This window comes from Vibrio sp. 1249-1 (assembly GCF_033340495.1).
Genome location: NZ_JAWOWJ010000018.1, coordinates 52,221 through 77,337, shown reverse-complemented (window position 1 = coordinate 77,337; position 25,117 = coordinate 52,221). Strand labels below are relative to the sequence as shown.

Below are 25,117 nucleotides of genomic sequence, written 5' to 3'. Positions count from 1 at the left end.
GGTAGTTCAGTTGGTTAGAATACCGGCCTGTCACGCCGGGGGTCGCGGGTTCGAGTCCCGTCCACTCCGCCACTTATTTGAGCGTCGTCTCAATAACACGAATTACAGGGGTGTAGCTCCAATTGGCAGAGCAGCGGATTCCAAATCCGCGTGTTGGGAGTTCGAATCTCTCCACCCCTGCCATACTCTAAAGCCTCAGCAGTAATGCTGGGGCTTTTTTGCATCTGAAGAAAAGAGAATCTGACTAGTTGGAGAGTTGTCGATTCCTCTGATACCAAAGTATCGGGGGATTGAAAGTTCATATCTCCGGGATATTGGTCCACTTCACCTATCCCCCATGTTCATAAGCTCTGGCTTAGGTCAGGGGCTCTTTTATTTCTAACGTATAGTTTCGACGTCAGGTGTATGTTTATCCGACGAATATGGCATACCTTTGCTTCAGATAGTTTTATTTTCTAGTAATGTAATTATTAAATGTTGATGTATCGCTTTGCTCTTTCTGTTTTACTTTCGAATTTTCATAACGCTTTTTCTTCGTTATCGAGCACATCTGATTCACAATCTATTGAAAGGTCAGTGGTTACATTGGCTTGGATGATTACTGACTTGGTTCCTGTTATCATCATGCATTGATGCTAATAATTAGGAAGTAAGTTTATGCCACATTTTCGATTCCGTGCTGTAGAGCCACAAGCTGTTCAGGCATTATCAAAACCTCTTACGGATGAACTTCAGCCTCTAATGGACTGTCCGCGTGAGGATTTTACTTTTGAGTATATCTACACTACGTTTTTCAATGAGGGAGAGGTGAGTGCTGCATATCCTTTTGTCGAAGTGCTTTGGTTCGACCGTGGCCAGGAAGTGCAAGATGAAGTTGCCAAGCTTATTACGCAACAAGTGCGCGGTATCGCTGGTGCCGATATTGATGTTGCAGTTATCTTTTCCGCTTTATCTCCTAAAGCTTATTACGATAATGGCGAACACTACTAAAGGTTAAAGGCTATGAGGCTGAGTTTCATTGTAACTTTGGGTTTATGTTTCTCAGCTTCAGTATGTTCTACTCCTTGGGAGTCTGCGGTTAATCCTACCCGAAACTCTTCCTCCTCTATTGGTAGTTATGCTAACGGTTGTTTAGATGGTGCATTACCCTTGCCTCTCGATGGCGTTGGTTATCAAGTCTTACGTAGTAAAACGAAGCGCTACTATGGGCACCCTAAAACGATAGAGTTTATTGAAAATCTGGCGCTTAAAGCTCATCAAAATCTCAACACCACTCTGCTAATTGGTGATTTATCTTTACCTAGAGGTGGAAGGTTCTCCTCTGGTCATTCTAGTCATCAAACCGGGTTAGATATCGATATCTGGTTAAGACTTGCTGACCAACCGCTTTCTTATAACGAATTACAACTTCCTAAGCCCATGAGTGTGGTGGATTTAAAAGGTTATTCCATACTTAATCATCGCTGGGAAGAACGGCACTTTAAGCTAATTCGGTACGCTTCAAAAAGTAAGGATGTTGCACGAATTTTTGTACATCCTGTTATTAAGGAGCAACTTTGCTTGCAAGAAAACGGCAAAGATCGTTCTTGGTTACGTAAAGTACGTCCATGGTGGGGGCATCATTACCACTTTCACGTCAGGTTGTCTTGTCCTGATTCGAGCGACTATTGTGTTGATCAAGCACCACCTCCAGTAGGCGATGGCTGCGGTGTTGAGCTCGCAAGTTGGGCCCCGAAAGCGAAACCTATTGATACCCCTCCACGGGTAAAAACAACCTCTAAGCCCAAACGAAAAAAAGTCGTTCCACCTCAATGCTTGCCGCTTATCAATCCTAATTAGTGTTACTCTCCAGGTTTATCTGTACTTGGTGATCTCTTTTATGAAACTGGAGAAACATCATACTTTTGTCTACATTGAATAATACCAATACAAAAACTAACCCAATTAGTTTTGGGGACATATTATAGAAATCTAAATTAAACAAAGAGTTGTAGTATGGGTAAGTTGTAATTTCTTTGTTTAGAAAAAGATCTTTCGTCACGATACTCTGGTTTCTTAGCAATATGTCTGTCAGTTGGCTAAAAAGCGATAACAACGCAGACAAGTGTGTTAGGCAGGGATATGCCCTTTTCCTGTTAGAAGAGTAAATCAAGGACAAAACCATGACTATGATTTGTGCAAAAGAATTTGCAGAGTGGTTAAGACACAGATTTAGCAGTGATACTAAAGGAGTCTCTTTGACTCGAGAGGATGTGAATCACCTGACTGGGCGTCAACGCCTTGATCCGGGTTTTGTTAATGATGTGCATTATGAGCTGATGCAATATGGGATGGCTTTCGTTACTGATACGAGCCGAGAAAACTTTTATTTAATACCTGTTTCTCAAGCGGAAAATTGGCGTGAGAGACTAGAGTATCATTTTGAAAAAGAGCTATTCTGCAATATTATCCCTATTGAAAAATCAGGTTGAGAAAAGGTTCAACTTTGATGCCAAAGTTGAACCTAATTGCTCTTATGCTAACCCTTGAATAATCACGAATTTTTCAAGCAACTGCTCTTCAGTTTCGACATGGTTCGGATCTGTGATTATGCATTTTGTAATTGGACACACTGACTGACAGGTCGGCTTTTCGTAATGCCCCTTACACTCTGTACATAGCGCTGGATCAATTTCGAAAATGCTCTCTCCCATACTGATTGCCCCATTGGGGCATTCGGGATCACACATGTCGCAGTTGATGCATTTATCAGTAATGAGCAAAGCCATGATTACTTACCAGTCGGGTTACGGGTGTCCTGCCCTGAGTTCAAGTTACGCATCAATAGACCGTATTCTAAATCTAGATCTGCTGGTACTGGAATGAAGACGAAGTGACCATTCCCTTTGGCATCCTCAATAGACTCTGACTTACGGTTTTCCATCGCTTCTAGCGTGAAAACAACATTACCTTTTGGCGTCATTAGCTCAAGACTATCACCGACAAGGAATTTGTTTTTCACTTCTACTTCAGCCATATCGCCACGACGTTTACCAGTGAACTCACCGACAAACTGTTGAGCATCAGAGACTGAGTAACCGTAATCGTAGTTTTGGTAAGTATCGTGTGTATGACGGCGTAGGAAGCCTTCAGTGTAGCCACGGTGAGCTAGGCTTTCTAGTGTACCCATTAGGCTTTCATCGAATGGTCGACCTGCTACAGCATCATCAATTGCTTTACGATAAACTTGAGCGGTACGTGCGCAGTAGTAAAACGATTTAGTACGACCTTCAATTTTCAATGAGTGAACACCCATCTTAGTTAAGCGTTCAACGTGCTGAACCGCTCGTAGGTCTTTAGAGTTCATGATGTAAGTACCATGCTCGTCTTCGTAAGCTGCCATTTTTTCTTCTGGACGGTGTGCTTCAGAAAGCAGAACGACTTCATCTGTTGGTTTGCCGCGACCAATTGTGGTTTCAGGGCGCTCGTCTTGTACTTCGACAGGCTGTGCTTCAGTCGGGTCGAATTTCTCTACGATATCACCAGCGTCGTTTTCTTTACCCTCTTCAACTTTGTATTCCCAGCGGCATGCGTTAGTGCAAGTGCCTTGGTTAGGGTCACGTTTGTTGATATAGCCAGAAAGTAGGCAACGACCTGAGTAAGCCATGCATAATGCACCGTGAACGAATACTTCAAGCTCAGTTTCAGGGCAATGCTCACGAATTTCTTCGATTTCTTCTAGAGACAGCTCGCGAGAAACGATCACACGTTCCACGCCATTCGCTGCCCAGAACTTAACGGTTGCCCAGTTTACAGCGTTTGCTTGTACAGAAAGGTGAATTGGCATTTCTGGGAAAGCTTCACGAACCATCATAATTAGGCCTGGATCTGACATGATCAATGCGTCAGGACCCATCTCTACGATTGGCTTAAGATCACGGATGAAGGTTTTTAGCTTCGAGTTGTGTGGTTGAATGTTGCATACCACATAAAGCTTTTTGCCTAGGGCGTGGGCTTCATCGATACCGATTTTTAGGTTCTCGTGGTTAAACTCGTTGTTACGTACGCGAAGGCTGTAGCGAGGTTGGCCAGCGTAAACTGCATCTGCCCCGTAGGCGAATGCGTAACGCATGTTTTTCAGGCTGCCCGCTGGAGATAGTAGCTCAGGCACGAATGCTTTCTCAGTTGTCATTGCTCAATTCTCTTTTATCTGATCACAAGTCAGGCCAATTCCACCTAATGGAAATGGGGCGCAAATTTTACGTCAAAATGTGAACTGTGACTAGGGTAATTGTGCTTCAGATAGAAAAACGCCCTCAAAAAAAGTGAGGGCGTTATGGTTAACCTTTATACAAAATTAAGCGTTAGGATTCGGTAAGCCGCCTAGCGCATCGTATAGGTTGGGAAGGAAAGCACTGAACTCTCCACACATTAGAGAGAAGTCTGCATCAAATCGAGCTGCTTGATCTTCACGTGGAATATCATCGTTTTGATCTTTCAATTCATCAGAGAATTTTAGACGTTTGATGCCTGCATCTTCCGTCATAATGAACTCAATACGATCTTGCCAATTAAGCGCAAGTTTCGTCACGACTTTATCCGCAGCGATGTGGTTGCGGATTTCATCAGTGGTTAGCTCTTGCTTCTTACAGCGAATCACACCACCTTCTTCAAGTACGGATTTTAGCTCAGCTTCGTCCATCATGCTGATACCTTGAGGTGTGTCACCGCTTTTCACCCACTCGGTTAGCGTAGTTTCAATCGCCACTTCTGGAATAGCAGGAACAACAGGTAGACTACCCATGGTTTTACGAAGCAATGCTAATACATCTTCTGCTTTTTTATAGCTGCTTGCATCAACAAGGATAAAACCTTCTTTTGGCATGATGAGTACGTGAGTGTGGCTGCTGCGGCTGAATGCGCGCGGCAGTAAATCCATTACGATGTCATCTTTCAGGTTGTCTTTCTCTTTCTTCTTCAGAGGACGACCTTCTTGCGCTTCCATTGCTTCTACTTTTGCATTCAATGATTCTTTGATCACAGAGGCAGGTAGCATTTTCTCTTCTTTCTTGGCGCAAATCAGAATGCGGTTTTCTGACACGTGAGTCATCATATCGCCATGTCTACCCATTGCACTGACCCAGCCAAATTTCTGTTTGTCTTGACTGCCACACGGGGTGAATTGGAATTCAGACAGCTGAGTTTCTAGTTGTTCGGCGTTAAAAGTAACCTCGCGGTTAACGCGGTATACCAGACAGTTTTTAAACCACATAAATCTTCTCTAGGCTTGATGACAAGGGACTAATCATAGGGAATTTTTGTGCTGATGTCTTAATAGAAATGAAAAATATCCGAATGAACCTCAAAAGAAAGTTATATGAAAATTTGTTTTCAAAGGTCACAAAAGTGTCATAATTGGTAGTGATAATGCTTATGCAAAGAGAGGCGCTTTGTCTCTTAAATTCATTAGCTCAACGAACATAAGGTTACTCAATTATGTCTAGAAGGATTCTGGTTGTTGAAGACGAAGCTCCTATTCGCGAAATGCTGTGCTTCGTACTTGAGCAGAAAGGTTACCAAGCGGTAGAAGCGGAAGATTACGATACTGCAGTAACCAAACTGGCTGAACCCTTCCCTGATTTAGTTTTACTGGATTGGATGTTACCAGGCGGTAGTGGCATTAACTTCATCAAACATATGAAGCGAGAGGAATTAACGCGCAACATTCCAGTTGTGATGCTTACCGCTCGTGGTGAAGAAGAAGATAAAGTGCGTGGTTTAGAAGTCGGTGCGGATGACTACATTACTAAGCCATTCTCTCCTAAAGAGTTGGTTGCACGCCTAAAAGCGGTGATTCGTCGCGTTACCCCTACTGCACTAGAAGATGTAATTGATGTACAGGGATTGAAGCTTGACCCTGTATCGCACCGTGTTACGGCTAATGATGCGCCATTAGACATGGGCCCTACAGAATTTAAGATGCTTCATTTTTTCATGACGCATCAAGAACGCGTATACAGCCGTGAGCAGCTATTAAACAATGTTTGGGGCACTAACGTGTATGTCGAAGACCGTACGGTTGATGTTCACATTCGCCGCCTGCGTAAAGCATTGGAAGCTGCAGGGCATGATAAGCTGATCCAAACTGTTCGTGGTGCTGGATACCGCTTCTCGACGAAGGCATAAATTAACACGCAGTTTATCGGTACCATTTCTGGAGTTATGAGTGGTTGAAAGATTAACGTGGAAAAAGCTGGCTTGGGAGCTGGCTTTTTTTTACACCCCATGGGTGATAGTAGGTTGGATATTCGGTTATATGCCGTGGTTGCTTTTGGCTGCTACGGCATTGCAGCTTGTGTGGCATTTGCATAACCAAGTACGTTTATCTTCTTGGTTATGGGATGAAAAACGCCTCACGCCACCATCTGGTAGCGGTAACTGGGAATCTTTGTTCAATGGGTTGTATCGCTTACAACAGCGCCAACGCCGCAAACGAAAAGAGCTTACTAATCTTATTCGTCGATTCCGAAATGGTGCAGAATCGCTACCCGATGCGGTAGTGGTATTCCGTGCTGAAGGCAATATTGTTTGGTGCAACAAGCTGGCTCAGCACTTACTGGGCTTCCATTGGCCAGAAGATTCAGGTCAACCTATCTCCAATCTCATTCGTACACCTGATTTTATCAAGTACCTCAACAAGAAAGACTTTTCAGAGCCATTAGAAATGCGTTCACCACTCAATGTCGAACGCATGCTAGAACTACGTATCGTACCGTATACCGAAGGTGAACATTTGATGGTGGTGCGTGATGTTAGCCAGTTAAAACAACTTGAGGGAATGCGTCGCAACTTCTTTGCCAACGTATCTCATGAACTGCGTACACCAATGACGGTGCTACAAGGTTATCTTGAGATGACAGAAGATCCTGATATGGTCGTGGGTCCTATGTGGAGCAAAGCTCATGGTGTCATGACGGAGCAGCTTAACCGCATGAACAGTTTGGTGAACCAACTACTGACACTATCTAAAATTGAAGCGGCACCTATGCATGAGCTTGAGGAAGTCGTGAATGTGCCCGCGATGCTTGAAGTGTTAGAAAAAGAGGCGGTTAGCCTTAGTGGGGACAACCAACATAAATTGAAATTTGATGTTGATGCTAGCCTACGCGTGCTGGGCGATGATGACCAGTTACGTAGTGCTATCTCTAACCTCGTTTATAATGCCGTCAAATACACACCGCCTGGTGCGAACATTAATGTTCGTTGGTTCCAGACCTCTCAAGGCGCATGCTTAGAGGTGGAAGATAGTGGTGATGGTATTGAACCTCAGCACCTCCACCGACTTACTGAGCGTTTTTATCGAGTGGATAAAGCAAGATCACGTGATACTGGTGGAAGTGGTTTAGGGCTTGCCATTGTAAAACACGCGCTGAGTCACCATGACTCTCATTTAGAAATTCACAGTGAAGTAGGCGTGGGTAGTAAGTTTTCTTTCGTATTGCCTGAGCGTTTGGTGGTGAAATAATGGCTTTACGATTAGCAAAAACATTCAGTTTATTCGCGCTTGTTTGTTCTTTTATGGCTGCCGCTCAAGATAAACCATTGCCGAGTTATCATAAAACGACGGGGATTGTCGGGAACTTGCTCTCTGTTGGCTCCGATACACTTGCGGGTATGACAACGCTTTGGGTTGAAGAGTTTAAATCCATTTACCCGAATATTAATGCGCAAGTCCAAGCGTCTGGCTCTTCTACTGCCCCTCCAGCATTGACCGAACAAACAGCTCAGTTTGGTCCCATGAGTCGCCCTATGCGTTTAAGAGAGATAGAAGCGTTTGAACGTGAACATGGCTACAAGCCAACGGCGCTTAGGGTAGCCATCGATGCAATCGGTATTTTTGTTCATCAAGATAATCCAATTCAAGGTCTTAACTTTAGTCAATTAGATGCTTTGTTTTCTGCCACGCTACGCTGTGGCGAAAGTCAATTTGTAACAAACTGGCAGCAACTCGGTCTTGAATCACAGTGGGCAAAGCGAAACGTACAGTTGTTTGGTCGTAACTCCGTTTCTGGAACTTATGGTTACTTCAAAAGTAATGCCTTGTGTGGCGGCGATTTCAAGACTCGAGTTAACGAGCAGCCAGGCTCCGCGTCAGTAGTGCAAGCTGTAGCGTCAACCATCAGTGGAATTGGTTATTCCGGTGTTGGTTATCGAGTGGCAGGCGTGCGCTTAGTCCCTGTGGCTAAAATGGGAAATGACTACGTGACTCCAACGCGAGAACATATTGTTAGTGGTAAGTACCCACTATCACGTTACTTATATGTTTACGTGAATAAGCACCCTGATTACCCATTAACACCAATTGAAGCTGAGTTTATTCGCTTTATCTTTTCTGCTCAGGGACAAGCGTTGGTTGAGAAAGATGGTTATGTGCCCATTACGGCAGACTTTGCAGAAGAAGAGTTAAAAAAAGTCGGCCTGTAAGCCGACTTTTTATTTAGGTATGAAGAGTACGAGATCAGAAAGTGAGTGTCCACTTCGCGCTGTCCCAACGTTCTTGTTCTTCCTGTAAATCCGCGTGAAGTAATTTATTGTTTTCTAGCCATGCTTCATCTGTGCATGTGAGAATCCATTCGTCATTTTTGATAGATAAGGTGATATCAGGCAATGGATCTTCATTACGCTGCCCATTTAATATGATAGAAAGTCGTAATATTTTGATGAGGCTTATAACGTCACTCTGTTTATAGAGGTTGAAATCTGGTAGTTCTTGCAATTTGAGCGCTTTACGCTGGAAGCGAGCTAATGTTGCAAGCACTAATTGCTGCTCACGGTTGAAGCCTTGTAGGGTGGAGTGCAACAGAATATAAAAAGAGTGGCGATGGAAACTACGCAAGTTAATACTTAATCCGACTTCATGAAGCAACGCTGCCCACTCTAGTAAGTCAAATAACTCACTCTTTTTCTTAATGCCTAGTTCAGAGCGTACCTGACATAACATCTCACGTGCATGACCCTTCACACGAGCGGCATGCTCTAAGTCGACTCGGTGCTTGTTGGCTAAATTTTCTGTGGTGCGCATGCGAATATCGGAGCGTGCGAAACGTTCTTCCATTTCGTACAACAGGCCTTCGCGTAGAGCACCATCGGAGAAAAACATTTGCTCAATGCGAAGCGCTTTGAAAATCGCGGACAAAATCGCTACGCCTGCTGCGAATACGGGTTTACGTTCTTCTGTTAGACCCGTCAGCTCAATATCTTCAATTGAATCAAATTTACACAGAGTTTCGATAAGTGTATCCAGTCGACTCGCTGTGATCAGGCCATCTTCAAAACCTAATCCTACTAGCACTTCTTGAATCGCTTTGATGGTTCCTGATGAGCCGAGAGCAATATCCCAGCCCTTTTTACGATATGTTGAAGCAATGGACTCGAGTTTTTGTTCGGCCGCTAACATCGCCTTACTGAAGTTTTTGCCTGATAGTTTGCCGTTTTTAAAGTACTGTTCTGTAAAACTGACGCATCCCATCTGTTTACTGTTGAGAAGCTCAGGCTCAAATTCTTGTCCAATAATCATCTCGGTACTGCCGCCTCCGATATCGATGACTAGTTTGGAGTTGGATTCTACTTGAGTGTGCGCGACGCCTAAGTAAATCAGGCGGGCTTCTTCTTCTCCAGGGATAATTTCTATTGGGAAAGGCATCACTTCTTTCGCACGCTCGATGAAAAGGTGGGCATTTTTAGCGCGTCTTAGTGTGTGTGTGGCGGCGATACGTACATTTGACTCATCAAGCCCTTGCAGCCTCTCAGCGAACATGGCTAAGCATTCTAGCGCACGCTCCATTGCGGCGTGACTTAAGTTCAATTCACTGTCGAGTCCTGATGCTAAGCGAACACGTTGTTTATGACGACTAACCAGTTGTAGGTCACTGCCAACAACTTTGGCCACCACCATATGGAAACTGTTTGAGCCGAGGTCTATCGCGGCAATGTAGCGAGTATCTTGTTCAAGTATTTGAGGCATCTGAATTTTGTTTTCTAGTTTGCTTTTCTATATTTTTAAGATAGTCATAGATAGCGATTTGAGAGCGAACTTTTTTGCGATTACCTCGTGGTACGTAAGCGTTACTCATTTCTTTATCTATTAAACGAGCCTTTACTGTATCGGTAAAATGGATATTCGTTATATCAATAATTCTCTGTTTCAAACGTGGATCACGGACTGGTACTGCTACCTCGATACGGTGATCAATATTTCTTGTCATCCAGTCTGCGGAGGAGATATAAACTTGCGGATCGCCATCATTGTGGGTGATCACCACGCGAGGGTGCTCAAGAAAGCGGTCAACAATACTGATGATGCGAATATTGTCGCTGATCCCCTCAATGCCCGGTACTAATGAGCACATGCCTCGAATGATCATGTTTATTTTTACCCCGGAAGTACTTGCTCCATAAAGCTTATTGACGATGCCTTTATCGACTAGGTTATTGACCTTGATCGTAAGAGCGGCTTTTTTCCCTAGCTTGGCATTCGCAATTTCATTATCAATTAAGCGGTAGATTTGGGTTCGAGAATTACGAGGAGATACCATAAGGTGATTGAACTTCACTGGTCGGTATGGATTCTCAATGTAACCGAAGACATTACGGACTTCATTAGTAATTTCTTGATCTGCCGTAAGTAGGGAGAAGTCGGTATAAATTCGTGCCGTCTTCTCATGGAAGTTGCCTGTGCCGATGTGTGCGTAACGAATAATTTCTTCACCTTCGCGGCGGCTAATCATCAATAGCTTTGAGTGAATCTTAAGGCCAGGCGCACCAAAGATGACGTGCACACCCGCTTCGGTTAATACTTTTGACCATTCGATATTGGCTTCTTCATCAAAGCGAGCTTGCAGTTCGACGACCACAGTGACATTTTTGCCGTTGTGCACCGCATCAATTAAAGAGTTCATCAAGCGAGAATCTTTCGCGACGCGATAAATGTTAATCTTGATACTAAGTACTTTGGGATCGAAGGAGGCTTGGCGCACTAACTCACTAATGTGGTCAAAAGTGTGGTAGGGATAATAGAGCAGAATATCTTTCGCTTTAATCGCGTCAAAGCTGTTGGCATAACCTTCGAAATCGGCACATTTCATTGGCGGGAGAGGTTTATTTTCAAGATATTCTCGTCCAACATTTGGAAAGCCGATGAAGTCTTTAAAGTTGTGATAGCGTCCGCCGGGGATAAGGTTATCGTAGTTAGAGATATTAAGTTTGTTACACAGAAACTCTAACATTTGAGGCGGCATATCGCGTTCGTAGACGAAGCGAACGGGCTTTGCTGTCAGTCGCTGATTGACACCCTCTGACATTTGTTCAAGCAAGCTGTACTCGATTTCATTGCGTAAATCGTATTCAGCGTCACGCGTCATTTTCATCGCATAGCCGCTAAGCTCATCATAATCAAAAAAGCCTTTGAACAGCTCGTCCAAACAGTGGCGGATAATATTATCAAGTAAGATGATGGTTTTTCGACGCTTTCCTTTCTGTTCTGGTACCATCACAAAGCGGGGAAGGTGATCGGTCGGAATTTCGATCAGAGCGTACTGGTAATGTTCTTCTTTACGCAGTTCTACGGCGATGTAAGCGTACTCGTCTTTGAGAAATTGCAGAACATCGATCTCGTCTTTCATTAGGAGGGGAGTGATATGCGGCATTACCTCTCTACGGAAGTATTTCGCGATCCACTTTTGTTGCGATTCATCCAGTTGTTGCTCGTTGACCAAGAAAATGCGACGTCGCGCCATTTCTCGAATCAACTCGCTGTAAAGCTCATCAAATTGTTCGTTAAGCTTTAGTGCTTTCGACTGCATTTTGGTTAACAGTCGTTTAGGGCTATCACTGCCACCGCGCTCTTGGCTGATTAGGATTCTGCGCTTCACGTCCGCAAAGCGTACTTTGTAAAATTCATCTAAATTGTTGGAAAAGATCCCAAGAAAGCGAATACGTTCGATCAAAGGGACGGTTTTATCGGCAGCTTCTTGTAATACTCGTTCGTTGAAAGACAACCAACTCAGTTCTTTTTCTATATATAGTTTTTCTGCGCTCATAACCTTACCTAGCCAAAAGTGAAGTATTACGTACTCATCTTGGAAAAATGGATGAGTGAGAACATTATGAGATTTTCATTACAGATTTATTTCATACCACGCATTGCATAAGAGTTGTATTCTTTTCAGGTGTTTAATGTGATCTGTAATATAATTGTCATCTTAACGACATATTCTAGTACTAAGTCAAAAAAGGTAGAGATTTAAATGGCACAAGCCGAGTTTTCATTGCAGGAAAAAGATAAGAAACGACTGATAAAAGATCGTTTAGTTCGACTTGCAGTGACATCTGGTGGTGTCGGCGTACTCGCGGCGCTTATTTTGATCTTTGTCTACCTCGCCATGGTGATCATTCCGCTTTTTTCTGATGCGGAGATCAAAACCAACCAAGCCATTCGAGCCACTCATATTGAAACACCACTTGCGATTTCAGTGGATGATTACGCTCAGCTCGCGTTCGTTCTAACCCAAAGTGGTGAGATTCAATATTTGTCGATGGACGATCCTACGAAACCTGCGGTGTATACACAGCAAATCGCCCAGAAACCCGTTGCTTTCTCTCAATCTGCTCCTGGGCTAGGTTGGTATGGATTTGTTGATGGGCAGGGTAAAGCGAACCTTTTCAAGCCAGAATTTAATGCTACATTGAGAGAAAATACACGTCCTCCGGAAGTGATTGAGCTAGACACCAGCATGGATCTGACACTAAGTACGCCTCAAGATCCTGTGACTCAGTTTGTATTTGCAGCTTCGACGCCCTTACCAACGGTTGTTTGGCAGACGCAAAGTGGTGAAGTGAAAGCTCGCTGGCAAGTGGCTTCGTCTTTGGGTACGTCTCCTACAACGATCGATTTTACGTTCTCTTCAGGCTTTAATACGCCTCAGCAAATGTTGTTGACACCTGACGGTGAAACGCTTTATTTGCGCGATGGCTCTGAGTTGATCGTGTTAAAGAAAACCGCACGTAAATTTGCTGTGCGAGAGGTGGTCGATCTCACTCAAGGTGATAAGAAGCATTCCGTTCGTACGATAGACTTATTGGCTGGTGCTTACTCGCTTTTGGTGACGCACAACGATGGTCGGGTGTCGCAATGGTTTGATACGCTGCAAGAAGAAAAACGCACGTTAACGCATATTCGTGATTTTAAATTGGCATCAGAGCTTAAGTATTTGTTGCCGGATTCTCATCGAAAAGGATTTTATAGCTTTTACACCAACGGCACGTTGCAAAGCCATTATACAACCAGTGAAAAACTGGTGTTGTTTAAGCGTGCGTACAATCAAGCGCCCGCAATCGCAGCAATGTCTAACAATGAACGCTACTTAATCACTTGGCAAAATAATGCGTTAAATGTTGCGGAAGTGGACAATGCCTATCCGGAAGTTTCATTGTCTTCATTATGGCAAGAAGTGTGGTACGAAGGGTATCCTGAGCCTGAATTTGTGTGGCAATCGACTTCGGCGAGCGATAACTTTGAGGCTAAGTTCAGCCTAGTACCTATTGCGTTTGGAACGATAAAAGCGGCGATGTTTGCGATGCTGTTTTCAGTACCGCTCGCAGTGCTAGGTGCTATTTATACGGCTTACTTTATGTCGCCACGCATGCGTCGTGTAGTAAAACCGTCGATTGAGCTAATGGAAGCACTGCCGACGGTGATCATAGGTTTCCTCGCGGGATTGTGGTTCGCGCCTATTGTCGAAGATCATTTGATTACGATCGTCGTTATGCTGTTTGTTTTGCCCTTGAGCACCATGATTATGGGCGGGCTATGGGCATTAATACCGCAACCTTTGCGGAATCGTCTGCCTAATGGTTGGCATGCTTTAGTGCTCATGCCTGTCATATTGGTACTGATTGGGCTTGGAGTGTGGATTTCGCCTACGATTGAGCAGACGTTCTTTGGTGGCGATATGCGCTTATTCTTAACCGAGCATGGTATTGGTTACGATCAACGCAATGCATTGGTGGTGGGGTTAGCGATGGGGTTTGCTGTTATCCCGACGATTTTTACCATTGCCGAAGATGCCATTTTCTCTGTACCGAAGCATTTATCGGATGGCTCTTTGGCATTAGGGGCCACGCCTTGGCAAACTTTAATCTATGTTGTCTTGCTTACTGCAAGCCCAGGTATTTTTTCTGCCATTATGATGGGCTTGGGACGCGCTGTTGGCGAAACCATGATTGTATTAATGGCAACGGGCAATACGCCATTAATGGATTGGAATATTTTGGAAGGATTGCGCAGCCTGTCGGCGACCATCGCCGTTGAGTTGCCAGAGTCGGAAGTTGGAAGTTCGCATTATCGCCTGCTGTTCCTAGCTGCATTGATTTTATTTGTGTTTACGTTTGCAGTAAACGCGCTTGCGGAGTGGGTTCGTCAGAGACTGAGAGATAAGTACCGTGCGTTGTAATAATGGTTTGAATAAAGAGCGAGTAATAACGTGTTAAATTGGATTCGTTCTGGCGCACCGTGGATATGGCTAACAGGCGGTGCAGTCAGCATCAGTTTGTTGTCGGTATTAGGGTTGTTACTCCTTATCGGCTGGAAAGGCCTGACTTACTTTTGGCCAGCGCCTTTGTATCAGTGGAATGTTGCAGCGCTGACTCCTGTACAAGGCGAAGTGCTACATGAAAATACTATTCTGATTGGTCAAGTGTATGAGCGCAGCTTTGTACCGAAGAGTTATTTGCCTGAAAGCGCAGCACAACAGTTAGAAGAGGATGAAGATTTTGCCACGCGACTCAACATCAAAATCGCTAACCGAGAGTTGTATCCCGCCGATTTTATCTCCGTATTGCAAATGCAGTTGGATGAGCCCACGACGCCAGAAGAGTGGGCGGTGATAGAGCGCAGTAGCGGTGGTTATTTCTTTGGTAAGCTGGTGGCGTTTCAAGATGGTGATAATATATACACCAGTGATATTCAATCGGTACTAAATAAAAAGCTTGATGATGCAGAAACTCTGCGCCATGAGATTGATTCTTTGGTGGTCGATCAGCTTAAAGAGCTTGGTTGGAAGCTAGAGCAGTTGCGATTAGAAAAGCGCAAGCATGAATTGAATGACACGCTGACAGAAAGCTTCTTAAACGAAAACCTGACGAAAAAAGAGCAGATAGAAAAAGCGCTTGCGACGTTAGATTTGCAACTTGATGGTTTACGACTTCAGCTCTCTGACTATGCCTTGATTGTCGAGGATATGACGGGGTCACAAGTATCGATTCCGCTCGAAGACATTTTGGACTACTGGTATCCAAACCAAATGTCACTGCCTGATAAAGTCATGCATTGGGGAAAACAGGTTTGGAAGTTTTTATCTGAAGATCCAAGAGAGTCTAACTCCGAAGGAGGCGTGTTCCCTGCGATATTTGGTACGGTTTTCTTAGTACTCATCATGTCGATCATTGTGATGCCACTCGGGGTGATCGCCGCTATCTATCTACATGAATACGCTAAGAATAACGCTCTAACCAGAGTTATTCGTATTGCGGTTATAAACCTAGCGGGTGTTCCATCGATTGTTTATGGCGTGTTTGGTTTAGGTTTCTTCGTTTATACGATTGGTGCCTCTATCGACAACGTATTCTATGCGGAGAAGCTACCGGCACCAACCTTTGGTACGCCGGGTTTGTTATGGTCAGCACTAACTCTTGCCGTGCTGACGCTTCCAGTTGTGATTGTGACGACAGAAGAAGGTTTAACTCGAATTCCGAGCTCCGTACGACATGGCTCTCTGGCACTTGGTGCAACTCAGTTCGAAACGCTGTGGCGCGTGGTTTTGCCTATGGCGACGCCAGCTATTATCACAGGTTTGATCCTTGCGATTGCGCGTGCAGCTGGCGAAGTAGCGCCACTGATGCTGGTGGGAGTCGTGAAATTGGCATCCAGTTTACCGGTTGACGGACAATTCCCTTATGTGCATTTGGATAGAAAGTTCATGCATTTAGGTTTTCACATTTACGATGTTGGCTTTCAAACCTCCAACATCGAAGCGGCGCGACCATTAGTTTATGCTACCTCTTTCTTACTCGTGACAGTGATTGTCGGGCTAAACTTAACAGCAATCAGTATTCGCAATAGTTTACGAGAAAAATACAGAACGTTAGGACAAGATTAAGTATGTTTAATTTTGATAGTACATTAGGTTATGAGCCACCATTGGACGTTCATAATTTAACGGATGAACAAACAGCAATCTCAATCGAGAACCTTAATCTGTTCTATGGTCAAACTCAGGCGCTGCATGATATTTCGATGCGAATTCCCAAAGGGCGAGTCACCGCTTTTATCGGTCCTTCAGGGTGTGGAAAGTCGACGTTATTACGTTGCATCAATCGCATGAACGACTTAGTGGAAGGGTGTCGAGTCACAGGTAAAGTGCGTCTCCATGGCAAGAATGTTTATCATCCTAATGTCGATGTTGCGACACTTCGACGCCGAGTGGGGATGGTGTTTCAAAGACCCAATCCATTTCCTAAGTCTATTTATGAAAACGTAGTTTATGGCTTACGCTTACAAGGTGTAAAAAACAGCCGTAGTTTAGATGACGCAGTGGAGCGATCCTTGCGCTCAGCGGCGTTGTGGGATGAGGTAAAAGACCGCTTGCATGAGAACGCATTTGGCTTATCTGGGGGGCAGCAACAGCGCTTGGTCATTGCGCGGGCGGTGGCGATTGAGCCGGAAGTCCTGTTATTGGACGAGCCAACATCAGCGTTGGATCCAATCTCAACTTTAACTATTGAAGAGCTTATCAATGAGCTGAAGACTCAATATACTGTCGTTATCGTTACCCATAACATGCAACAAGCGGCGAGAGTGAGCGATCATACTGCTTTCATTCATATGGGTAAGTTAATTGAATACTCTGACGCGGACTCGATCTTCACCTCGCCAATGAAGAAGCAGACCGAAGATTACATTACGGGTCGCTACGGTTAAGTCGCGACTCTATACGGAATAAGGAACATCATGCACTTTGGACGTCATATTTCAGGACAGTTTAACGTAGAGCTAGAATCGATTCGTACTCATGTATTAACCATGGGTGGCTTGGTAGAACAGCAGCTTTCGTATGCTATTCAAGCCTTGCATAAAGAAGACATCGAACTGGCGCGTAAGGTTGTGCGTGACGATCATAAAGTGAATGCGATGGAAGTCTCGATCGATGACGCCTGTACACGCATTATTGCTAAGCGTCAGCCAACGGCAAAAGACTTGCGCTTAATCATGGCTATCATCAAAACGATCACTGATTTAGAACGCATCGGTGATGTGGCGACACGCATTGCTTACGTTGCCATCGAAAGCCCATCATCAAAAGAACGACAATTCCAAGTGTCGTTAGAGCCTCTCTGCCGTCAGGCAATTAACATGCTGCATCAGGTTTTAGATGCGTTTGCCCGCATGGATGTAGAAGCGGCAGCAGAGGTGCATAAACAAGATGACAAACTAGACGCCGAGTATGAAGCGGTGATTCGTCAGTTGATGACTTACATGATGGAAGATCCAAAAAATATCCCTAATATTCTGCAAGTGATGTGGTCGGCACGCGCGATTGAACGCGTGGGGGACCGCTGCCAGAACATCTGTGAATACATTATTTACTTTGTGAAAGGGAAAGATGTACGCCACCTAGGTGATCAAAGTATTGATGACGTACTGAAGTAACTGACTTCAACAAATAGACCAGCTTTTAGGCTGGCCTATTTATTAGAGAGAAGGAAAGCACGTTAATATTTATCAGGAACGAAGGTCTGATCATCAATGGGCGCTCTGACGTAACCTTCTTTATTGAGTTCAGGCAATTCGATAGGTGAGTACTCAAGTGCTTTGTAATCAATCTGGCTTAGTAAATGACTGATACAGTTCAAGCGCGCTTTCTTTTTGTCATCAGAAGGGACGACCCACCAAGGGCAGTTTTTCGTGTCTGTATAGGCAAACATCTTATCTTTTGCTTCCGAATACTCCGCCCAGCGATGACGTGACTCTAAATCCATTGGGCTGAATTTCCAACGTTTGATCGGCGTATTAATTCGACCTAGAAAACGTTTTTCCTGCTCTTCGTCTGAAACCGAAAACCAATACTTAATCAGAATAATCCCAGAGCGTTGCAACATTCTCTCGAATTCAGGGCAAGAGCGTAAAAACTCCTCGTATTCGTCTGGAGTACAGAACCCCATGACTTTTTCGACACCTGCTCGGTTATACCAACTTCGGTCAAATAAAACGATTTCACCAGCAGATGGTAAATGAGCGACGTAACGTTGGAAGTACCATTGCGTTTTTTCTTTTTCTGTCGGTGCAGGCAGAGCCACTACGCGACAAACACGCGGGTTTAGCTTTTCTGTAATTCGCTTTATCACTCCGCCTTTGCCCGCAGCATCACGTCCTTCAAACAGAACCACCACTTTTAACCCTTTGTGTTTGACCCACTCTTGAAGTTTTACGAGCTCAACTTGAAGGTTTTTGAGCTCCTTTTCGTATTCCTTTTTCTTCAATTTAGACATACACCTTTCCTCACTCCTTGATAAACAATATGTTAGCACTCAAAAGCTATGCGCGTGAGGTTACGGTCGTCTATTTGAGAGCTGCTACGACATCGGTAATGGCTTGTGTACTTGTGATGGGGATTAAAAAATCATCGACATCGGATGCGCCCATTTTGCTTTGTTCAGCAACAAAGGTCATTTGGCTAGGGCGTGTGGTTTTGCCTGACAGATGGATTTCAGGAACTTGAGTGTCTTCTACTAACGCACGTGCGTTACTCGCATTAACGCCAGCCCCCGCCATGATTGCTATGCGTCCTTGGGCTTGCTTAACCAAAGCTCTAAGCACATCGTTCCCTTGTGGTGCTGAAGGCGAAAGACCGGAGGTTAAAATACGTTCACAACCTAAGCTGATCACTTCTTCCAAAGCTTTTTCAGCGTCACGACACTGGTCAAAGGCACGATGGAAGGTCACGCCTAAGCCAAGCGCTTGAGCAAATTCACACAGCGTAGCCGCGTAAGGCATATGAATATCACCGTCTTGAGTGAGCACGCCGAACACGACACCGCTCAAGCCTGATTGGTGAGCTGCTTCAATATCCCAACGCATCATTTCGATCTCTTCTTCATTGTAGAAGAAGTCACCTTGGCGTGGGCGGATCATGGCATAAACTGGAACACTCGAAAGCTTAGCCGCTTGCTGCATAAAGCCATAACTGGGTGTTAGTCCGCCTAAAGCCAAAGAGGAGCAAAGTTCAATCCGAGTGGCGCCGCCAGCAATGGCGTAGTGCAGAGATTCAATATTATCAATACAGACTTCTAGGTGAGTAACCACGTTCATTCATCCTGCTAACGTTACAAATAAGTGTTGTGGCTAAGATATTAACAGGGCCAGTAAGCAGAATCTGTATGGAGGGGATGATAAATAGAGGTAAAGTTTACGCTAAAGCGTTACCTCATTTTGGCGGTTTATCTGAAGGAAAAAGAAAGCCCAGAGCAGAGGCTCTGGGCTTTGATAGGACTTTACTTAGACTGATTGGCGTTTGCGGTTTTCCGCATTAGCTTATTGCTTTATATACATCCAACCATCACACCCGTTGAGCTAGGGTGAAGGTCTATTATTTTTTGCCTAGGTCAGCTGCGTGCTCAGATAGGAACGCTGCAACACCTTTTGGAGATGCGTCCATACCTGCTTTACCTTCTTCCCATTGTGCAGGACATACTTCGCCGTGCTTCTGGTGGAAGTTAAGAGCGTCAACCATGCGTAGCATTTCGTCGATGTTACGGCCTAGTGGTAGGTCGTTAACTACTTGGTGACGTACAACGCCTTCTTCGTCGATTAGGAAAGAACCACGGAAAGCAACGCCTGCTTCTGGGTGCTCAACGTCGTAAGCTTTACAGATTTCGTGCTTAACGTCAGCAACTAGTGGGTACTTAACTTGACCGATACCGCCATCTTCGATAGCAGTGTTACGCCATGCGTTGTGAGAGAACTGAGAATCGATAGAAACACCGATTACTTCAACACCTTTAGCTTGGAAGTCAGCTAGACGGTTGTCGAATGCGATTAGCTCAGATGGGCAAACGAAAGTGAAATCTAGTGGGTAGAAGAATACTACTGCTTTCTTACCTTTAGTGAACTCTGCAAAGTTGAAGTTTTCAACGATTTCACCGTTACCTAGAACAGCTGCTGCAGTAAAATCAGGGGCTTGACGACCTACTAGTACCATTTTTTTGCTCCTAAAAAGTATGGTTAGCTCCAAACCGAATTCAGTTGTGTCGGTTTGGTTCGTGTTTGTACGAGACAAACTATAGTACAGATTGTAGTATTGAAAAAAGCGAAATAAATAGATTGAGTTAATCGAAAAAAACGATAATAACAAAACTCTTAACTCGATCACTGGAACGGCGGTAGATACAAATACAATTATGAATAAATGGCCCAGTTTGAAGCAGTTACACTATTTAGTCACACTGCATGAAACAAGACATTTTAGTGACGCTGCAGAGCGTTGTTTTGTCAGTCAGTCGACTTTAAGTAAGGGTATTCAAAACTTAGAGGAATTGATTGGCTGTCCATTATATGAAAAGAAAGATAAGAAAAGTCCACTGGTTTTTACCCAAACAGGAGAAATGGTAGTAAAGCAGGGGCGAGAGCTGTTAGCAAAAGGGCAAGATTTGGTCGAGCTTGGACGTATGTGCCAAGGCGACGATATGCAAGGCCAGCTAAAAGTAGGATGTATACCAACAATTGCTCCGTTTTTACTGTGTGATTTGGTACAAGAGGTGAACTACCGTTTTCCACAACTGGATCTTTTATTAAGAGAAGACACGACGACAAACTTACTTCAAGCGCTCAGACATGGTGAGCTGGATGTGCTTATTTTAGCGTTACCAGTCGAAATTGATGGGATGGAAAGCCGAGTAGTGGGTAAGGATCCGTTTCGAATGGTTATAAGCGCTAATCAAGCCCAATCGGTCCCTGTGCCGATTCGTTACGCGGATTTACCTGACGAATCCGTCTTTCTACTAGAGAAAGAACATTGCTTAACGGAACATGCGGTATCAGCGTGTAAATTAACAGACAAAGAAAAAATCAATCCGTTTACGGCAACCAGCCTCCATACACTGGTGCAAATGGTTGCGAATGGTTTGGGAACAACGTTCATTCCTCAAATGGCTATCGACCATGGCTTGCTGCATAACCAGAATTTAGTCGTGATCGATCCTCCTGGTAAACAAGCTTATCGCGAAATCGGCTTAGTTTGGCGTCCGAGCTCGTCAAGAACGAAAACATTTAATCAACTTGCAGAAGTCGTTTCAGAGCTGCTTTAGCTATTAGTATTAGCCCTTACTTCTCCATTATTTATCTAAAAGCGCACTGGAAACAGTGCGCTTTCTAGTATTTTATTCTGTTGGTAAACTTTGACTTGTAAAATTTTACAGCCCTTCTTTGATGAAGCTTTCATAAAATAGTGAAATTTCACAATGTTAATTTTACACAAAGCCCTGCATACCTTGTTTGACCCCTGTTTAAATACATCTCTTCAGCCCTTGTGAATACAAGGTGTTTGTTTACCAGTCTATATTCATACGCTTGTTTGAAATGATAAAACGACTTTAAATTTAATGTAATTTTATTACGTAATAACTTACAAAATAAGGCGCTTGATAGATGGTTTTTACCTTGCGGAATAAAACTTTGAATTTTCTGTTTTGTTTATATTGGGGGTTTCACTAAACCCCTTGTTGATATAGCTTATTTAAAGGCCGATACGACTTATGTCTAGATTGAAAATACACGTAGCATTACGCAATCTATCGGCATGGCTAGACGAGTTGAACACAAAGTTAAAGGATGTAATTTGTTGTTCATAACTTACAAATGTAGCTTTACGCTGACTGCCCAAGATTGATAAAGCACGTTAAGGATGAATGATTATGCTTGCTCAGACAGAACAAAAAACACAACAACTAAAGCAAACCCAAGGCATGCTTGAGGTGAATGGAGTCGTTGCTCCAGAACATCAAGCAATTTTCCCTGTTGAAGCCCAAACCTTTTTATCTCTACTGTGTGAAAAATTTGCCGGACGTGTTGAACAGTTGCTGGAAGCAAGAGAAGAGAAGCAAGCACGTATTGATGCTGGTGAGCTACCAGATTTTCTACCAGAGACACAAGACATCCGTGAAGGAAGTTGGAAGATCCTAGGAATCCCACAAGATCTGCAAGATCGCCGTGTGGAGATTACCGGACCAACTGACCGCAAGATGGTGATTAACGCACTGAATGCGAATGTAAAAGTGTTCATGGCAGACTTCGAAGATTCAATGTCTCCTGCATGGAGTAAAGTGCTGGATGGTCAAATTAACTTGCGCGATGCTGTTAATGGCACCATCAGTTACACCAATCCTGGCAATGGCAAACATTATCAGCTGGAAGATGACCCAGCGGTGTTGATCTGCCGTGTTCGCGGCCTTCATTTAAAAGAAAAACACGTTACGTGGCACGGTCAGATCATTCCAGGTGCGCTATTCGATTTCGCTCTGTATTTCTATAACAACTACAAAGCGTTACTTCAAAAAGGCAGTGGCCCTTATTTCTACCTTCCAAAACTGCAATCGCATCACGAAGCGAAGTGGTGGAGCGAAGTGTTCCATTTCACGGAAGACTATTTCGGTTTGGATACAGGCACGATCAAAGCGACTGTGCTGATTGAAACCTTACCAGCGGTATTTGAAATGGACGAGATTCTGTTCTCGCTTAAAGAACACATCGTTGGTTTGAACTGTGGTCGCTGGGATTACATCTTTAGCTACATCAAAACATTGAAAAAACACTCAGACCGAGTACTGCCAGATCGCCAAGTGGTAACGATGGACAAGCCATTCTTAAACGCTTACTCGCGATTATTGGTACGTACTTGCCATAAACGAGGTGCTTTCGCGATGGGAGGAATGGCCGCATTTATCCCAGCTAAAGACCCGAAAGAGAATCAAAAAGTATTAGACAAGATCCAGACTGACAAATCGTTAGAAGCAAACAACGGCCACGACGGTACTTGGGTGGCTCATCCAGGTTTGGCTGACACTGCTATGGAAGTCTTTAGTGCTGTGCTGGGTGAACGCACCAACCAGTTGGATGTGAGCCGTGCAGAGGATGCGCCTATTACAGCAGCCGAACTGCTTGAGCCTTGTGAAGGCGAGCGCACTGAAGGCGGAATGCGCCACAATATTCGCGTTGCGCTGCAATACATCGAAGCTTGGATTTCTGGCAATGGTTGTGTGCCGATTTACGGACTGATGGAAGACGCAGCAACGGCAGAAATCTCACGCGCCTCTATCTGGCAATGGATTCAACACGGCAAGTCGCTAGACAACGGATTAAAGGTCACTAAAGAGCTGTTCGAGCTCTATCTCAAAGAGGAGATTGAAGTCGTGAAGCAAGAAATTGGCGAGCAGCGCTACCATGCGGGTCGATTTGAAGAAGCAGCAGACTTAATGGCAAGGCTCACGACGAGCGATGAACTGACCAACTTTTTGACAGTTCCTGGTTATGACTACCTGGATTAATAAAGAATAACTGTAACACCAATAACGTGAAGGATTTTCAAGGCAGATAGGGAAGTACTGCCTGAGAACGGAAACTCAACGCACACGCATAAAGTGCAAATTATAAAGAGGGATAGACCAATGACTAACTTAACTCGCCGCCAACAAATTGAAGCTCTGGAAAAAGACTGGGCAACTAACCCACGCTGGAAAAATGTGAAGCGTACTTACACTGCCGAGGAAGTGGTGGAACTGCGTGGCTCTATGGTGCCTGCAAACACAATTGCACAACGTGGTGCAGACAAACTTTGGTCACTGGTCAACGGTAGTGCGAAAAAAGGTTACGTAAACTGTCTTGGTGCGCTAACGGGTGGTCAAGCCGTTCAACAAGCTAAGGCAGGTATTGAAGCGATCTATCTGTCAGGCTGGCAGGTAGCGGCGGATAACAACACCGCTTCGACGATGTATCCAGACCAATCTCTTTACCCAGTAGATTCTGTACCGTCAGTAGTAAAGCGTATCAACAACTCATTCCGTCGTGCAGACCAAATTCAGTGGGCTGCTGGTAAGACGCCTGAAGATGAAGGTGGTATTGATTACTTCCTACCTATCGTAGCGGATGCGGAAGCGGGCTTTGGTGGTGTGCTTAACGCTTACGAACTAATGAAATCGATGATCGAAGCCGGTGCCGCGGGCGTTCACTTTGAAGACCAGTTAGCATCGGTGAAAAAGTGTGGTCATATGGGTGGTAAGGTATTAGTTCCTACGCAAGAAGCTGTACAAAAGCTCGTTGCAGCTCGTTTGGCTGCTGACGTAGCGGGAACAACAACATTAGTTATTGCTCGTACTGATGCGAATGCGGCGGATCTCATTACTTCAGATTGCGACCCATATGATAAAGACTTTATTGAAGGTGAGCGCACTCAAGAAGGTTTCTACCGCGTTCGCGCGGGTATCGACCAAGCGATTTCTCGCGGTCTGGCTTACGCACCATATGCAGACTTGATTTGGTGTGAAACGGCTACGCCATGTTTGGAAGAAGCACGTAAGTTTGCAGAAGCAATTCACGCTGAATACCCAGATCAATTGTTGGCATACAACTGCTCGCCTTCATTCAACTGGGAGAAAAACCTAGATGCAGAAACCATTGCTAAGTTCCAACAAGAGCTTGCAGACATGGGCTACAAGTACCAATTCATCACGCTAGCAGGCATTCACAACATGTGGTTCAACATGTTTGAACTGGCACACGCTTACGCTCAAGGTGAAGGTATGCGTCATTATGTTGAGAAAGTTCAGCGTCCTGAATTCCAAGCGGCTGAAAAAGGTTATACGTTTGTTGCGCACCAACAAGAAGTAGGTACAGGTTACTTCGATAGAATGACCAATACTATCCAAGGTGGTAACTCTTCAGTGACAGCATTGACAGGTTCGACCGAAGAAGACCAATTCTAATTGGCAGAGAAACACTTCCTTAATCAGCGTCAGTAATGGCATTTTGAGCGGC

The 25,117-nt window shown here is 44.4% G+C and carries 20 protein-coding genes, 1 tRNA gene and 2 pseudogenes; 15 read left to right on the top strand and 8 right to left on the bottom strand.

The annotated features are described in order from the left end of the window. Window positions 1-106 precede the first annotated feature (106 nt). From R7Z50_RS21600 to R7Z50_RS21585, 4 genes are all read left to right on the top strand, one after another. Window positions 107-183 (top strand) — tRNA-Trp (locus R7Z50_RS21600). A 474-nt stretch (window positions 184-657) separates the two neighbouring features. Next, entirely contained in the window at window positions 658-990 is a 333-nt protein-coding gene (locus R7Z50_RS21595) for a DUF1904 domain-containing protein (RefSeq protein WP_005381768.1), read from the top strand. Window positions 991-1,002: 12 nt separating this feature from the next. After that, window positions 1,003-1,839 carry a penicillin-insensitive murein endopeptidase gene (gene mepA, locus R7Z50_RS21590; RefSeq protein ID WP_017633932.1) on the top strand — a complete coding sequence of 279 codons (837 nt, stop codon included), beginning with the start codon at window positions 1,003-1,005 and terminating at the stop codon, window positions 1,837-1,839. A 323-nt stretch (window positions 1,840-2,162) separates the two neighbouring features. Beyond that, window positions 2,163-2,471, top strand: a complete 309-nt coding sequence (locus tag R7Z50_RS21585) for a hypothetical protein (protein WP_005381765.1) — start codon at window positions 2,163-2,165, stop codon at window positions 2,469-2,471. Window positions 2,472-2,513: 42 nt separating this feature from the next. Here the strand turns inward: R7Z50_RS21585 and R7Z50_RS21580 are convergent, their stop codons facing one another. From R7Z50_RS21580 to rdgC, 3 genes are all read right to left on the bottom strand, one after another. Next, window positions 2,514-2,768 (bottom strand): YfhL family 4Fe-4S dicluster ferredoxin, encoded by a 255-nt coding sequence (locus R7Z50_RS21580; RefSeq protein ID WP_005381763.1) that lies wholly within the window; start codon window positions 2,766-2,768, stop codon window positions 2,514-2,516. 2 nt (window positions 2,769-2,770) lie between these two features. Continuing rightward, window positions 2,771-4,171 carry a tRNA 5-hydroxyuridine modification protein YegQ gene (gene yegQ, locus R7Z50_RS21575; RefSeq protein ID WP_025768851.1) on the bottom strand — a complete coding sequence of 467 codons (1,401 nt, stop codon included), beginning with the start codon at window positions 4,169-4,171 and terminating at the stop codon, window positions 2,771-2,773. A 165-nt stretch (window positions 4,172-4,336) separates the two neighbouring features. After that, window positions 4,337-5,251 carry a recombination-associated protein RdgC gene (gene rdgC, locus R7Z50_RS21570; RefSeq protein WP_017633930.1) on the bottom strand — a complete coding sequence of 305 codons (915 nt, stop codon included), beginning with the start codon at window positions 5,249-5,251 and terminating at the stop codon, window positions 4,337-4,339. Window positions 5,252-5,475: 224 nt separating this feature from the next. Between rdgC and phoB the strand changes: the two genes are divergently transcribed. The 3 genes from phoB to R7Z50_RS21555 are packed head-to-tail and all read left to right on the top strand — an operon-like array spanning window position 5,476 to window position 8,463. Continuing rightward, window positions 5,476-6,165 carry a phosphate regulon transcriptional regulator PhoB gene (phoB, locus tag R7Z50_RS21565; protein ID WP_005381752.1) on the top strand — a complete coding sequence of 230 codons (690 nt, stop codon included), beginning with the start codon at window positions 5,476-5,478 and terminating at the stop codon, window positions 6,163-6,165. Window positions 6,166-6,205: 40 nt separating this feature from the next. After that, window positions 6,206-7,504, top strand: coding sequence for a phosphate regulon sensor histidine kinase PhoR (phoR, locus tag R7Z50_RS21560; protein ID WP_005383667.1), 1,299 nt, complete (start codon window positions 6,206-6,208; stop codon window positions 7,502-7,504). Beyond that, window positions 7,504-8,463 carry a PstS family phosphate ABC transporter substrate-binding protein gene (locus tag R7Z50_RS21555; protein ID WP_085569938.1) on the top strand — a complete coding sequence of 320 codons (960 nt, stop codon included), beginning with the start codon at window positions 7,504-7,506 and terminating at the stop codon, window positions 8,461-8,463. The genes phoR and R7Z50_RS21555 overlap by 1 nt, the downstream gene beginning before the upstream one ends. Before the next feature lie 34 nt (window positions 8,464-8,497). Here R7Z50_RS21555 and ppx read toward each other — a convergent pair whose 3' ends face one another. Then, a complete protein-coding gene (gene ppx, locus R7Z50_RS21550; RefSeq protein ID WP_206970870.1) occupies window positions 8,498-10,003 on the bottom strand; it encodes an exopolyphosphatase in 1,506 nt (501 codons plus the stop codon). Further along, entirely contained in the window at window positions 9,987-12,077 is a 2,091-nt protein-coding gene (ppk1, locus tag R7Z50_RS21545) for a polyphosphate kinase 1 (RefSeq protein ID WP_005381748.1), read from the bottom strand. Before ppk1 ends, ppx begins: the two co-directional genes overlap by 17 nt. Window positions 12,078-12,284: 207 nt before the next feature. On the opposite strand from ppk1, the gene R7Z50_RS21540 reads away from it, so the two are divergent. The 5 genes and pseudogenes from R7Z50_RS21540 to phoU all read left to right on the top strand — a co-directional run bounded on the left by R7Z50_RS21540 (window position 12,285) and on the right by phoU (window position 17,743). Continuing rightward, window positions 12,285-14,489 carry an ABC transporter permease subunit gene (locus R7Z50_RS21540; protein ID WP_017820556.1) on the top strand — a complete coding sequence of 735 codons (2,205 nt, stop codon included), beginning with the start codon at window positions 12,285-12,287 and terminating at the stop codon, window positions 14,487-14,489. Between the two features lie 30 nt (window positions 14,490-14,519). Then, window positions 14,520-14,751: pseudogene (locus tag R7Z50_RS31595) on the top strand (phosphate ABC transporter, permease protein PstA); the annotation flags it as partial. 65 nt (window positions 14,752-14,816) lie between these two features. After that, window positions 14,817-16,193, top strand: a pseudogene (gene pstA, locus R7Z50_RS21535) (phosphate ABC transporter permease PstA); the annotation flags it as partial. Window positions 16,194-16,195: 2 nt separating this feature from the next. Continuing rightward, window positions 16,196-17,014: a phosphate ABC transporter ATP-binding protein PstB gene (gene pstB, locus R7Z50_RS21530; RefSeq protein WP_005381745.1), complete on the top strand. Its 819-nt coding sequence runs from the start codon at window positions 16,196-16,198 to the stop codon at window positions 17,012-17,014. A gap of 30 nt (window positions 17,015-17,044) precedes the next feature. Then, window positions 17,045-17,743, top strand: coding sequence for a phosphate signaling complex protein PhoU (phoU, locus tag R7Z50_RS21525; protein WP_005381744.1), 699 nt, complete (start codon window positions 17,045-17,047; stop codon window positions 17,741-17,743). 62 nt (window positions 17,744-17,805) lie between these two features. Here phoU and ppk2 read toward each other — a convergent pair whose 3' ends face one another. The 3 genes from ppk2 to R7Z50_RS21510 all read right to left on the bottom strand — a co-directional run bounded on the left by ppk2 (window position 17,806) and on the right by R7Z50_RS21510 (window position 20,291). Beyond that, window positions 17,806-18,582 carry a polyphosphate kinase 2 gene (gene ppk2, locus R7Z50_RS21520; RefSeq protein ID WP_005381743.1) on the bottom strand — a complete coding sequence of 259 codons (777 nt, stop codon included), beginning with the start codon at window positions 18,580-18,582 and terminating at the stop codon, window positions 17,806-17,808. 70 nt (window positions 18,583-18,652) lie between these two features. After that, entirely contained in the window at window positions 18,653-19,396 is a 744-nt protein-coding gene (locus R7Z50_RS21515) for a copper homeostasis protein CutC (protein ID WP_411979505.1), read from the bottom strand. A 283-nt stretch (window positions 19,397-19,679) separates the two neighbouring features. Next, window positions 19,680-20,291, bottom strand: coding sequence for a peroxiredoxin C (locus tag R7Z50_RS21510; protein ID WP_005381738.1), 612 nt, complete (start codon window positions 20,289-20,291; stop codon window positions 19,680-19,682). 199 nt (window positions 20,292-20,490) lie between these two features. Between R7Z50_RS21510 and R7Z50_RS21505 the strand changes: the two genes are divergently transcribed. The 3 genes from R7Z50_RS21505 to aceA all read left to right on the top strand — a co-directional run bounded on the left by R7Z50_RS21505 (window position 20,491) and on the right by aceA (window position 25,065). Next, window positions 20,491-21,396, top strand: a complete 906-nt coding sequence (locus tag R7Z50_RS21505; RefSeq protein ID WP_262629376.1) for a hydrogen peroxide-inducible genes activator — start codon at window positions 20,491-20,493, stop codon at window positions 21,394-21,396. Between the two features lie 606 nt (window positions 21,397-22,002). After that, complete coding sequence (aceB, locus tag R7Z50_RS21500) at window positions 22,003-23,631, top strand: malate synthase A (protein ID WP_017820561.1); 1,629 nt, start codon at window positions 22,003-22,005, stop codon at window positions 23,629-23,631. Window positions 23,632-23,751: 120 nt separating this feature from the next. After that, window positions 23,752-25,065: an isocitrate lyase gene (aceA, locus tag R7Z50_RS21495; protein WP_005381733.1), complete on the top strand. Its 1,314-nt coding sequence runs from the start codon at window positions 23,752-23,754 to the stop codon at window positions 25,063-25,065. The last annotated feature ends 52 nt before the right edge of the window (window positions 25,066-25,117 follow it).